This window comes from Candidatus Binatia bacterium (assembly GCA_036382395.1).
Classification (GTDB): Bacteria; Desulfobacterota; Binatia; order HRBIN30; family HRBIN30; genus JAGDMS01.
The window spans coordinates 1-11933 of the sequence record DASVHW010000407.1; the positions used below are offsets into that span (position 1 = coordinate 1).

General features: G+C 63.4%; 12 protein-coding genes and 1 pseudogene. 1 reads left to right on the forward strand and 12 read right to left on the reverse strand.

Annotation, left to right across the window (positions count from 1 at the left end):
• Positions 1 to 52: 52 nt before the first annotated feature.
• The 9 genes and pseudogenes from VF515_19865 to VF515_19905 form a co-directional block, all read right to left on the reverse strand.
• Positions 53 to 778: a hypothetical protein gene (locus VF515_19865; protein HEX7409883.1), complete on the reverse strand. Its 726-nt coding sequence runs from the start codon at positions 776 to 778 to the stop codon at positions 53 to 55.
• Positions 779 to 886: 108 nt separating this feature from the next.
• The gene (locus tag VF515_19870) at positions 887 to 1951 is read right to left on the reverse strand and encodes a DUF933 domain-containing protein (protein HEX7409884.1); all 1065 of its coding nucleotides are present in this window, start codon (positions 1949 to 1951) and stop codon (positions 887 to 889) included.
• A 120-nt stretch (positions 1952 to 2071) separates the two neighbouring features.
• Positions 2072 to 3280: an argininosuccinate synthase gene (locus VF515_19875; GenBank protein ID HEX7409885.1), complete on the reverse strand. Its 1209-nt coding sequence runs from the start codon at positions 3278 to 3280 to the stop codon at positions 2072 to 2074.
• 103 nt (positions 3281 to 3383) lie between these two features.
• The gene (argF, locus tag VF515_19880; protein ID HEX7409886.1) at positions 3384 to 4310 is read right to left on the reverse strand and encodes an ornithine carbamoyltransferase; all 927 of its coding nucleotides are present in this window, start codon (positions 4308 to 4310) and stop codon (positions 3384 to 3386) included.
• Entirely contained in the window at positions 4307 to 5491 is a 1185-nt protein-coding gene (locus VF515_19885; GenBank protein ID HEX7409887.1) for an acetylornithine transaminase, read from the reverse strand. Before VF515_19885 ends, argF begins: the two co-directional genes overlap by 4 nt.
• Positions 5492 to 5603: 112 nt before the next feature.
• Positions 5604 to 6473: pseudogene (argB, locus tag VF515_19890) on the reverse strand (acetylglutamate kinase).
• 134 nt (positions 6474 to 6607) lie between these two features.
• A complete protein-coding gene (hslU, locus tag VF515_19895) occupies positions 6608 to 7975 on the reverse strand; it encodes an ATP-dependent protease ATPase subunit HslU (GenBank protein ID HEX7409888.1) in 1368 nt (455 codons plus the stop codon).
• Positions 7976 to 8140: 165 nt separating this feature from the next.
• Complete coding sequence (hslV, locus tag VF515_19900; GenBank protein ID HEX7409889.1) at positions 8141 to 8695, reverse strand: ATP-dependent protease subunit HslV; 555 nt, start codon at positions 8693 to 8695, stop codon at positions 8141 to 8143.
• A gap of 96 nt (positions 8696 to 8791) precedes the next feature.
• Positions 8792 to 9703, reverse strand: coding sequence for a tyrosine recombinase XerC (locus tag VF515_19905; protein ID HEX7409890.1), 912 nt, complete (start codon positions 9701 to 9703; stop codon positions 8792 to 8794).
• Between the two features lie 135 nt (positions 9704 to 9838).
• Between VF515_19905 and VF515_19910 the strand changes: the two genes are divergently transcribed.
• Positions 9839 to 10132: a hypothetical protein gene (locus tag VF515_19910; GenBank protein HEX7409891.1), complete on the forward strand. Its 294-nt coding sequence runs from the start codon at positions 9839 to 9841 to the stop codon at positions 10130 to 10132.
• 107 nt (positions 10133 to 10239) lie between these two features.
• Here the strand turns inward: VF515_19910 and VF515_19915 are convergent, their stop codons facing one another.
• The 3 genes from VF515_19915 to VF515_19925 all read right to left on the reverse strand — a co-directional run bounded on the left by VF515_19915 (position 10240) and on the right by VF515_19925 (position 11843).
• Positions 10240 to 10656 carry a type II toxin-antitoxin system VapC family toxin gene (locus VF515_19915; GenBank protein ID HEX7409892.1) on the reverse strand — a complete coding sequence of 139 codons (417 nt, stop codon included), beginning with the start codon at positions 10654 to 10656 and terminating at the stop codon, positions 10240 to 10242.
• A complete protein-coding gene (locus VF515_19920; protein HEX7409893.1) occupies positions 10653 to 10916 on the reverse strand; it encodes a type II toxin-antitoxin system prevent-host-death family antitoxin in 264 nt (87 codons plus the stop codon). Before VF515_19920 ends, VF515_19915 begins: the two co-directional genes overlap by 4 nt.
• A 126-nt stretch (positions 10917 to 11042) precedes the next feature.
• Positions 11043 to 11843 (reverse strand): enoyl-CoA hydratase, encoded by an 801-nt coding sequence (locus VF515_19925; GenBank protein HEX7409894.1) that lies wholly within the window; start codon positions 11841 to 11843, stop codon positions 11043 to 11045.
• Positions 11844 to 11933: the final 90 nt, after the last annotated feature.

Here is an 11933-nt window from a genome sequence, read left to right on the forward strand (position 1 = left end):
AGCTTTCAGCGCCGAAGATTTCAACCAGAGAGTCGAAACGTAGCCGCTGTGGTTACTTGCCGCCGGCGCTACTCAGCTGGCTCAGTAGCTGGCGCGCTTCCTGGACTTGGCGATACTTGCCCATGCGCTCCGCCACCTGCATGGCCACCTCGAGCAAGGGCACGCTACGTTCCGGGTGGCCCATGTCACGATAGGTCTCGGCGAGCTCGATGCGCGACCCGACCGCATTATTCGGATCGAGCTGCACGGCGCGCCCCAGATAGTCCGCCGCCTTTTCGAGGCTGCCACCCAAGACCCAAGGCAGTTGCCGGTACATACCGCCCCTGGCCGCCAAGGCGTCAACGTGGTTCGGATTCAGCTCCAGCACCCGATCGAGCTCGCGATTTACCGTCCAGAGATTGATCGGGTTGGCAACCGCGCCTTCCAGCAGCATGACACGTCCACCGTTGGCGAAATTGACGAAGTGTGCATCTGCGTTGTTGTCATCAGCCTGCACGGCCCGCTTTGCCAGCTCGAAACCTTCGCGGTACGCGGTCAACCGGGCGTCCTTCGTCGCGGCATCCTCGCCGCGATGAAGACACTCGAGTGAGCGTCGCGCCAGGTCCTGTGCTGCTTCGATTCTGCCGCTGGCGTAGGCCGATTGCTGCCCAGGCGCACCCTGCGCGGCACAGGGCTGCACCGGCAGGACAATGGCCGCAAGGGCAAACGCCCCGAACACTGCCACCTGGATACTAGCCGTCACGCGTCGGAGGCGCGCTCCCAAATAGGCCAAAGCCATTCTCCAGAACCATACAGCTTGACGCACGGCCTCGCAAGAACGATTGCGGAACACTCCTGCCCTCCGCGAGCATCGCCCCAACGTTGCGCGCGCATGACACGCGGCAGATCACACGTTGAAACGGAAATGGATGATGTCGCCGTCCTTGACAACGTACTCCTTGCCTTCGAGGCGAAGCTTGCCGGCCTCGCGGCACTTGGCTTCGCTGCCGTAGCGGATGAAATCATCGTAGTGCATGACCTCAGCGCGGATGAAACCACGCTCGATGTCGCTGTGGATCTTCCCGGCCGCCTTGACCGCGGTGGTGCCGCGCTTGATGGTCCAGGCACGCACCTCGTCTTCGCCGCTGGTGAGGAAGCTGATTTGGTCGAGGAGCTCGTATGCCGCGGTGACGAAACGGTCGCGTGCCGGTGCCTTCACCCCGATGTCATCGAGGAACGCCTGGCGGTCGTCCGGCTCCAGCCCAGCGATCTCCATCTCGATTTGTCCCGACAGCATCAGTCCAGTGAGCCCCTCGGCTTCGAGCCACGCGGCAACGGCACTGGGTACGGGGGCATGCACGTCTGCCTCGCTGACGTTGAGCAGCACCATGAGCGGCCGGCGGGAGAGAAAGCCGAAACCGGCGAGCGCGACCGCGTCCTCGGCCGACCATTCCACGCGCCGCAACGGCCGTTCCTCATCGAGCCTCGCCTTGCAGCGCTCGAGCAGCGCCCGCTCGTGCTCTTTGCCTTTTTCCTTTTGCAGTCGTTCCAGGCGCTTTTCGATCAATCCCAGGTCGGCCAGCAACAGCTCGCTCTTGAAGTTCGCCAGGTCGCGCACGGGGTCGGGTGACGCATCCGTGACTTCGTCAGTAACGCCGCGCACCACCTGCACCAGCGCGTCGCTCTCGCGCATCTGCGTAAGCGTGGCGGTGTCCAGCGCACTGCTGCTGCGCCCCTCCTCACCCGCAAGATGTGGGGCGGGGAAATCGACAAAGACGATCTCGGCGTACGTCGTTTTGCGTGGATGAAAGATCGCGCTCAGCCGGTCGACGCGCGGGTCGGGAACCTTGATGGTGCCGAGGTGGACCTTCCCGGGCTCGGTAAAACCACCGACCTCGGCGTGCTGCCCGGTCAGGGCGTTGAACACTGTGGTCTTGCCGCTACGGAGAAATCCCGCGATGCCAACTTTCATGGGAATGAGCCCTCAGCTGTCAGCTTTCAGCCTTCAGCTTCTGAACGAACGGCGATTCTCTAGGGTCCCGCATCTTCCTCTGAAGCTGACAGCTGATTGCTGACAGCTGAACTCTGGCCGTCAGGCCTTCTTCTCCACCCGCGCCTGGATCCTCAAGCGCAGTGCGTTGAGCCGAATGAAGCCTTCCGCATCGGCTTGTTGATAAACGGCGTCCTCTTCAAAGGTTGCGATGTCCGGACGATACAGCGAACGCGGCGACTTGCGCCCCGCAATGATGATGTTGCCTTTGTACAGCTTCAGGCGCACGGTGCCGCCAACCGGGCGCTGCGCCTCGTCGAACGCGGTCTGCAGCATGCGCCGTTCAGGTGAGAACCAGTACCCGTAGTACACCATCTCGGCGTAGCGCGGGATGAGGGAATCGCGCAGGTGCAGGACTTCACGATCCAGCGTCAGCGACTCCAACGCCCGATGGGCCACGTGTATGATCGTGCCGCCAGGGGTCTCGTACACGCCGCGCGACTTCATGCCGACGTAGCGGTTCTCGACCAGGTCCACGCGCCCGATACCGTGTCGGCCGCCGATGGTATTCAACCGCGCCACCAGCGCCGCGGGCGACAGACGATCACCATTGACGGCGACGGGATTGCCGGCTTCAAAGTCGATCTCAACGTACTCGGGTTTGTCCGGCGCCTTTTCCGGCGAGACGGTCAGCAGGAACATGTCGTCGTGCGGCTCGCGCCACGGGTCCTCGAGAATCCCGCCTTCATAACTGATGTGCAGCAGGTTGCGGTCCGAGCTGTACGGCTTCTCCGCCGTCACCGGAATCGGAATACCTCTGCTTTCCGCAAAGGTGATCAGCTTCGAGCGTGAGTTCAGATCCCATATACGCCAGGGGGCGATGACGCGAATGTCGGGCTGCAAGGCGTAATACGTCAACTCGAAGCGCACCTGATCGTTGCCCTTCCCGGTGGCGCCATGCGCCACGGCGTCGGCGCCTTCCGCCGCGGCAATCTCGACCTGGCGTTTCGCGATCAGGGGCCGCGCAATGGAGGTGCCCAGCAAATACGTGCCTTCGTAGACCGCGTTGGCCCGCAGCATGGGGAAGACGAAGTCCCGGGCAAACTCCTCACGCAGGTCCTCGATGTAGACCTTGCTGGCGCCGCCGGCCTTGGCCTTACCTTCCACTGGTGTCAGCTCTTCCCCCTGGCCGAGGTCGGCGCAGAAGGCGATGATCTCGGCGCCGTACGTATCGATCAGCCACCGGAGGATCACCGAGGTGTCGAGGCCGCCGGAATAGGCGAGAACGATCTTCTTCGGGTTGTCAGTCATCTGTTCAATCCTGTGAACGGGTGAGCCGGTCAGCCGGTATGCCGGTGCGCCAGTCCACACTGTTCGCCAACCGGTGCACTGGCGGACCGGCACACTGGTGCACTCATCGATGTGTCTTCACCTTGTCGCTGAGCCAGACCATGATGGCCTTCTGGATGTGCAGCCGGTTCTCGGCCTGGTCGAAAACGATCGAGTGCGGCCCTTCGATCACGTCGTCGGTGATCTCTTCGCCGCGGTGTGCCGGCAGGCAGTGCATGACGACCGCATCGGGGCTCCCGAGTTGCAACAAGGACGCATTGATCTGGTAGTCGGCAAAGTCCCGGCGTCGCTTCTCGGTCTCACTCTCCTGGCCCATGCTGGTCCACACGTCGGTATAGAATACCTCCGCCCCGCGTGCCGCCGCCGCGGCATCGTGGGTGACGGTCACTCGCGCGCCGGCGGCGCGTGCAGCTTCCAGGGTGAGTGCATCGGGCTCGTACCCCGGCGGCGATGCCAAGATGAACTCGAAATGAAACTTGGCGGCCGCGTCAATCCAGGAGTTGGCGACATTGTTGGCGTCGCCGACGAAGGCGATGCGCAAACCGTCCAGCCGCCCGCGCTTCTCGATCAAGGTGAAGCAATCGGCCAGTACCTGACACGGATGAAGGCGATCGGAGAGTCCGTTGATGACCGGCACGCCCGCATGCCGCGCCAGTTCGACCAGCGTGGTGTGGAAATAGGTGCGGGCCATGATCAAGTCCACCCAGCGTTCCAGGTTGCGTGCGATATCCGCAACCGATTCCCGTTGGCCCAACTGGATGTCTTGCGGCGTCAGATAGACCGGCCTACCGCCGAGCTGGCCCATGCCGATCTCGAACGTCACGCGGGTACGCAGGCTCGGCTTCTCGAAAATCATCGCCAGCGATTTGCCGGCCAGCAGCGCCGGCTGCTTGCCCGCCTTGAGGTCGCCTTTGAGCCGCGCCGCAAGATGCAGGATCTCCTCCAGCTCGCCGCGGCCGAAGTCGGCAAAACTCAGGAAGTCGCGCTTCATTGTTTCAGCACGCGGTCGACGATGTCGAGGGCACGGTCGATCTCATACTGTGCCACGATCAACGGCGGAGAGAAGCGTAGCACCTTCTCCGCCGTGCAGTTGATGAGCAGGCCGGCATGGCGGCAGGCATCGACCACCGGGGCCCCCGGCCCATCGAGCTCGACGCCTACCAGCAGGCCTTCCCCGCGTACGTCGCGGATGCGCGGCGACCGCATCTGCAACTCCCGCAAGCGGGCACGCAGGTAGTCGCCTTGGACCCGGCAATTCGCCAGTACCCCTTCTTCGATGAGGACGCGCATCACCGCCACGGCCACCGCACAGGTGAGGGCGTTGCCACCAAACGTGGAGCCGTGGGCGCCGGTGGTGAAACTGACCGCGAGCTTATCCGTCGCCAGCATGGCCCCGATCGGCACCCCGGCGCCGAGACCTTTGGCCAGGGTCATGATATCCGGCGTGATACCGCTCTGCTCGTAGGCGAACAGCGTGCCCAAGCGGCCCATGCCGGTTTGCACCTCGTCCAGAATGAGCAGCAAGCCGTAGCGATCGCACAGCCCACGCACGCGCCGCAGGTAGTCCGGGTGGGGAACGACGATGCCGCCCTCGCCTTGCAGCGGTTCGATCATCACCGCAATCGTGCGTGCCGAGATCGCCGCTTCGAGCGCCTCGACATCGTTGTAGGGAAAATAGCGAAAGCCTTCCGGCAGCGGTTGGAAGCCCAGCCGGACCTTTTCCTGGCCCGTGGCGGTGATGGTGGCGATGGTGCGGCCGTGGAACGAGCCCAGCGCCGTGAGGATCTCGAAGCGTCCGTCACCGTGCTCAGCGCCGTACTTGCGGGCCAGCTTGATCGCGGCCTCGTTGGCCTCGGCGCCGCTGTTGCAGAGGAAGACCCGGTCAGCAAAGGAATGCGTGCACAGCGACTCCGCCAGTAGCGCTTGCGGCTCGCTGTGATGCAGGTTGGACACGTGCAGGATCTTTTGCGCTTGCTCCACGATGGCACGGGTCACGCTGGGATGGGAATGGCCGAGCGAAGCCACCACCGTGCTGGCGAAGAAGTCGAGATACTCTTTCCCGTCCGCATCCCACACCCGGCAGCCCTGGCCGCGTACGAGTGCGATTGGCGCACGAGGATAGAGCGGGAACAAGTATCGGTTGTTCCGCGCGATGATCTCTTCGTTGGTCATTGCGGGCACCTTCCCCCTTCGAAAAAGGGCACCGACCTCACCCCTTGCTCCTCAGGCTTTGGACCTTGGCCTTTGCACCCTGGACTTTGGTTGTCGGGCCACGACCGTGCGCGCGCACCACCTCGGTGCCGACCCCTTCCTTCGTAAAGATTTCGAGCAGCACGGCATGACGGACCCGGCCGTCGATGATGTGTGTTTTCTTGGCCCCGCCACGCAAGGCTTCGATACAACATTCGACCTTCGGGATCATCCCTTGCGAAATCACGCCTTCGTCGATGAGTTGCAGCGCGCGGTCCACGCCCAGGGTGGACAACACATTGCCGTTGCCATCGCGGATGCCTTCGACATCCGTGAGCAGGATGAGCTTCTCGGCGCGCAGCGCCTCCGCCATCTCGCCGGCGACCAGATCGGCGTTGATATTGTACGTCTCGCCCCGTTCCCCCACGCCGATGGGCGCGATTACCGGAATGAAACCGCTGCGATCGAGGGACTCGATGACCTGCGGGTTGATGGCGCGCACCTCCCCCACCAAACCGATGTCCACCCTGCCCACCCCGGCTTCTTCCGACTCCACCGTGAGTTTCTTGGCCAGAATCAGTTCGCCGTCCTTCCCCGACAGGCCGACGGCACGGCCGCCGTGATGGTTGATGAGGTTCACTATCTCCTTGTTGATCTTGCCCCCCAGCACCATCTCGACGACGTCCATGGTCTGCTGATCGGTGACGCGCATGCCCCGCACGAACTGCGACTCGATGCCCAGCTGTTTCAAAAGCTGGCCGATCTGTGGACCGCCGCCGTGCACGATCACCGGGTTGATGCCGATGAACTTCAGCAGCACGATATCCTGGGCGAAGCTTTCCTTCAGCTGCTCGTCGACCATGGCGTGGCCGCCGTACTTGATGACCATGGTCTTCCCCGAATAGCGCCGGATGTACGGCAGCGCATCGAGGAGCACCTCTGCCTTGGCGATCAGCTTCTCCATTTATCTCGGCCTGGCCTCGCGTCGATAGTCGACAGTGGAGAGTCGACAGTGTTCGGACACTGCCTGCATCGGTTCCTAGTTCTCACTCCCACCATGGACTATTGACTATCAACCTTTGACTATCAACTGTCCTCTCAGAGAATGTAGCGCGACAGGTCTTCGTTCTTGACGATGTCGTCGAGTTTGGTGTGTACCTGCTGTGCATCGATGACCACCTCACGGCCGCCCATTTCCGGCGCTTCGAACGACAGCGACTCCAGCAAGCGTTCCATCACCGTGTGCAGGCGCCGGGCGCCGATGTTCTCCGTATTCTGATTGACCTCGGCGGCGATGGCGGCGATCTCCACGATGGCGTCGTCGGTGAACGTCAGCCGCACTCCTTCAGTGGCCATCAAGGCGACGTACTGCTTGATCAGCGCGTTCTGGGGCTCGGTGAGGATGCGGACGAAGTCCTCGCGCGTCAGCGGTTCCAACTCGACGCGGATCGGGAAGCGGCCTTGGAACTCCGGGATCAGGTCGGAAGGCTTGGTCATGTGAAAGGCGCCCGAGGCGATGAACAGAACGTGGTCGGTGCGTACCATGCCGTACTTGGTGCTGACGGTACTGCCCTCCACGATCGGCAGCAGATCGCGCTGAACGCCCTGGCGTGACACGTCCGGGCCGAGTGCACCTTCGCGGCCGGCAATCTTGTCGATCTCGTCGATGAAGATGATGCCCGACTGCTCGACGCGACGGACGGCCTCCTTGGTCACCACTTCCATGTCCACCAACTTGTTCGCTTCTTCCTGTGTCAGGGTGTCCAAGGCCTCCGGAATGTGGACCCGCTGTTTCTTGGTCTTCTTCGGCATCAGATTGGAAAACAGGTCCTTCAGGTGGAACTCCATCTCCTCCATGCCTTGGGGGGTAAACACCTCGACCATCGGCATCGCGGCTTTACTGACTTCCAGCTCCACCACACGGTCATCAAGCTGCCCCTCGCGCAGCATGCGGCGCAGTTTGTCGCGGGTCGCGGCCGTCGACTCCTCCATTGGCCCGGCGGGAGGCAGTTGCTCGCCGATGGCCTGAACGCGGCGCTCGGCAACCTGCACGGGTGGCAGCAGTAGATCGAGCACGCGCTCCTCGGCCAGCTCGCATGCCCGCAGCCTCACCTTCTCCTGCTCCTCGTCCTTCACCATCTTGACGGCCAGGTCCGTGATGTCGCGAACCATCGATTCGACGTCGCGTCCCACGTACCCAACCTCGGTGAACTTCGACGCCTCCACCTTCAGAAACGGCGCCTGTGCGAGTTTCGCCAACCGGCGCGAGATCTCCGTCTTTCCCACGCCCGTAGGACCGATCATGATAATGTTCTTCGGCGCAATCTCTTCGCGCAACTCTTCCGGCACCTGCTGCCGCCGCCAGCGGTTGCGCAGCGCCACGGCGACCGCGCGTTTGGCGTCGCGCTGACCGACGATATAGCGGTCCAGCTCTGAAACGATCTCCCGAGGTGTCATCTGGCTCATTCGCTTATTTAGGTATCATGATCGAGCAGCGATGCAACCGGCGGCCGAGCCAGGGGTAGTCCGTAGTGGGTCGTCAGTAGTCGATCGTTCGAAGTTGAGAGCCCATGGCCCAGAAGTCTCGGCCTATGAACTATCGACGACCGACTCTTGACTATCGACTGCCGTTTACAGCTCGTCGATGACCAACTGATCGTTGGTATAGACGCAGATCGCGGCGGCCTCCCGCATGGCCTCTTCGGCTATGGTGCGCGCGTCGAGGTCGGTGTGCCTCATCAACACCCGCGCCGCGGCCAGCGCGTAGTTGCCTCCGGAACCGATGGCGATGACGTTGTCATCCGGCTCGATGACGTCGCCGCTGCCGGAGAGCACCAGCAAGGCGTCGTGATCGGCGGCAATCAGCAAGGCCTCCAGCCGCCTGAGCACCCTGTCCGTGCGCCAGTCCTTCGCCAGCTCGACGGCGGCGCGCCGCAGGTTGCCGCCATGCTGCTCCAGCTGTTTCTCGAACTTGTCGAACAGACTGAAGGCGTCGGCGCTGGCACCGGCGAAGCCGGCAATCACCTTGCCGTTATAGATACGACGGACCTTGCGGGCGGTGCGTTTCATCACCGTGCCGCCCATGCTGACCTGGCCGTCACCGGCCATGACCACCTTGCCCTTATGGCGCAAGGCCAGGATGGTGGTGCTGCGAATGGTCCGGTCCGGCTCGTGTGCTTGTGTCATAGGATTCTCGGTGTTCAGCATTCAGCTATCAGCTTTCAGCCGTCAGCTGAAGGGATCGCAGAGCTGAACGCTGATGGCTGACCGCTGATAGCTTCTTCACGCCCTTGGATGCGCCTTGTCATAGACGCTCATCAGTTGATCGAGGTTGACGTGGGTATACTTCTGTGTGGTCGACAGCGTGGCGTGCCCCAGCAGCTCCTGGATGGCGCGGAGATCGGCGCCGGCGTTGAGCAGATGCGTCGCAAAACTGTGCCGCAACGCGTGCGGGCTCGCCTTGGTCGCCAGGCCGCTCACGACCACGTAGCGCTCCACCATGCGCGCCACGCTGCGCGTCGTCAGTCGGCTGCCTCTCCGGTTCAGGTACACGGCCTTGTCATCGCGCAACCGGCGCGGGCACAGATCAGCCAAACCTCCCCGGTACACGGCCAGCGCCGCCAGCGCTTTGCGCCCGATCGGCACCAGGCGTTCCTTGCCCCCTTTGCCGCGCACACGCACGAGCTCGAGAGAGGCGTCGATGTCGGGCCAATCCAACCCGATCAATTCGCTCACGCGCAGGCCGCAGGAATAGAGCACCTCGAGCAGCGCGCGGTCACGCAGCCCGACGGGCGTGTCCCTGGGCGGCGCCTCCAGCAACCGGAACATGTCGTCGACGGTAAGATGCACCGGAAGCTGCTGCTCCTTCTTCGGCGTCGCCAGTCCCGCCGTTGGGTCGCGCTCAATGACACCGCAGCGCAGCAGGTAGCGGAAGAATCCTTTCGCCGCGGACAACTTGCGGCCGACGGAGCTTTTGCGGTTCCGGCGCAGCAAGGCAGCCATGAATCCACGGATGGCCACCTGATCGACGCGATCCGGGGCGATGTCGTCACCGGCGTCGTTCAGCCCGAGCCGGCGCTGGAGCAGGAAGGCGTGCAGCTGGCGCAGGTCGCTGGCGTAGTTGCGCACGGTGTGCGGCGAGGCGTTTTCCTCCACCACCAGCGCCCGTTTGAATTCTGCGATCCGCGTCAGCATGCCTTCCAGCGTCGAGCACACCTATGCTATCAACCCCTCCGTGCAGCGGCAAGGAAACGGGCGGCGTAGCGCGATTTACCTATGGGGTATGATCAAGCGCCATAAGCCATATGCCACAAGCCATATGCCAGCTGGGTGATGGAACGCGTCTGTCATCACTGCGGCCACGACATCGGCCCGGCTGAGCGGATCGGCCGGCGTGACGCCTGCCTACACTGCCGCGCCGACCTCCACTGCTGCTTGAACTGTACCTTCTACGAGCCGAACGCCAACAACCAGTGTCGCGAGCCGCAATCCGAGCGGCAAGTCGACAAAGCCGTGGGGAACTTCTGCGATTACTTCGGTTTCCGCATCGCACGGCCCGCGAAGGTGAAGGGCACCGACGCCGCCCGTGCCCGGCTCGACGGCTTGTTCGCCAAGAAGAAATGATAACCCAAGCCCTCGGAGGGCGGCGACCACCCGCTGCTCAGGCAGCCCGCAGGAGGTCTCCAACTTCGAAGAGTTCGATTGATGGCGCGCCCGGCAGCGGTTGCCTCCTACAAAAGCTTCACGCGGCACCGCTTGGCTGCTGCGCGCAGCGGGCCGTCCTTACACGCGAGCGGGAGTTTCTTTCGTAGCGCAAGCTCCAGATAGGCCGCATCATAGATGCTCAGTCCCTGCCGCGACGCGAGCTCGGACAGCCTGGTGAAGGCGAGCGAGGCCATCTCGTGATCGAGCGCAACCGAGAGCTGCGCGAGGGCCGCGAGCGCCGTTCCGCGTTCCTCCTCGGTGAGCTTGCCGCGGCGGACGAGAACGAGCAGCGCGTTCGCGGTCTCCAGCGGCCACAGGGCGGGGGCCTGGACTACGGCCCCGTCGCAGAGGGCTTGGAGGAGAGCTTGCGAGCCGCTCGTGGCCTGCGCGGGATGCACCCAAGCGACGCCGATCGAGGCATCGACGATGAAATCCTGGGTCACAGCCGGCCTTCTTCGATTGCCGACCGGACCTCCGCGTCGGAAAGCGAGCGCCTGCCCTTCGTGCGCGCTCTGATCCGTCCCTGGAGCTGCCGCAGCTCGGCAACGCCCTGCCGGACCGCGCTCAGCTTTCGTCCTCCCTCGGGAACCATTCTCGCAACCGGCTTGTCATGGCGAGTCACAACGATCTCCTCTCCGCGCGCCACGCGGTCGAGTAGCTTGCCGAACCGGTTCTTTGCCTCCAATGCAGTTACGGTGATCATGCGCCAGGCTCAGAATAGCTAGTGAATGGCTATTCTACAAGCGCGGAGGGGGGCGTTCTCCCTGATCTACTCCGCCCGAGGATCTTCATCCGGCGCGAAGACCTCAATATGCAATCGGCAATCGTCCTACCTCCCCTGAAACTTCGGCTCGCGTTTCTCCATCATCGCCGTGACGCCCTCGCGGGCGTCGGCCGTGGTGAACGTGAGGCCCTGGTTGAGCGCCTCGTAATCGAGCATATCCTCCAACGTGTGCTGCACCCCTCGGTAGATCGATTTCTTTACCAGGCGCACGGCAACCGGCGCCGCCGCGGCGATTTCCCGGGCGAGGGAGTGCACCGCCTTGTCGAGCTCGTCTCGCGGCACCACGTGGTTGATCAGCCCCAGCCGTTCGCCTTCGATCGCATCAATCACGCGGCCCGAGAACAGCAGTTCGCAGGCACGGGCGGTTCCGATCAAGCGCGGGAGGAAGTAGGTGGCGCCCATGCCGGGATGGAGACCGAGTTTGGTGAACGTCATCCCCAGCTTGGCATCGGCCGCCGCGATGCGGATATCACAGGCGAGCGCGACGCACAGGCCGGCACCGACGGCGTGGCCGTTGATGGCGGCGATGGTCGGCACCGGCAGATTGCGAATCGTCAGGAAGCGGGCATAGAACTCGCGAGGCGAGCCCAGCATGCTGGGAGCGCTGGCGTCGGAACGGGCGCCCGTGTCTTGGGCGATCATGCCGAGGTTGCCTCCGGAGCTAAAAGCCTTTCCGGTCCCGGTGAGGACGACGACGCGAACCGAGTCATCGCCGCGGATTTCCTCGACGGCGCGAATGACTTCTTCGCCCATCGCCGGCGTCATGGAATTGCGCGTCTCGGGCCGGTTGAACGCCAGTGTGACAATGCCGGCGTCCCGGGTGACGCGGATGTGCTCATAGCTCATGCGTTTCTCCTCTCACCGGCCTTGTAGCCGGCTGGCCGCTGGCAGTCAAAATTGACCCCATCGACGGCAGGGGGTACGGTTGGAGCCGGG

Bases quoted from the DNA above. Each gene is read 5' to 3' on its own strand.
- VF515_19870 (HEX7409884.1), bottom strand. From the start codon at position 1,951: ATGAAAGTTGGCATCGCGGGATTTCTCCGTAGCGGCAAGACCACAGTG.
- hslU (HEX7409888.1), bottom strand. From the start codon at position 7,975: ATGAGCCAGATGACACCTCGGGAGATCGTTTCAGAGCTGGACCGCTAT.
- VF515_19920 (HEX7409893.1), bottom strand. From the start codon at position 10,916: ATGATCACCGTAACTGCATTGGAGGCAAAGAACCGGTTCGGCAAGCTA.
- VF515_19905 (HEX7409890.1), bottom strand. From the start codon at position 9,703: ATGCTGACGCGGATCGCAGAATTCAAACGGGCGCTGGTGGTGGAGGAA.
- VF515_19925 (HEX7409894.1), bottom strand. From the start codon at position 11,843: ATGAGCTATGAGCACATCCGCGTCACCCGGGACGCCGGCATTGTCACA.
- VF515_19865 (HEX7409883.1), bottom strand. From the start codon at position 778: ATGGCTTTGGCCTATTTGGGAGCGCGCCTCCGACGCGTGACGGCTAGT.
- hslV (HEX7409889.1), bottom strand. From the start codon at position 8,695: ATGACACAAGCACACGAGCCGGACCGGACCATTCGCAGCACCACCATC.
- VF515_19885 (HEX7409887.1), bottom strand. From the start codon at position 5,491: ATGACCAACGAAGAGATCATCGCGCGGAACAACCGATACTTGTTCCCG.
- VF515_19875 (HEX7409885.1), bottom strand. From the start codon at position 3,280: ATGACTGACAACCCGAAGAAGATCGTTCTCGCCTATTCCGGCGGCCTC.
- argF (HEX7409886.1), bottom strand. From the start codon at position 4,310: ATGAAGCGCGACTTCCTGAGTTTTGCCGACTTCGGCCGCGGCGAGCTG.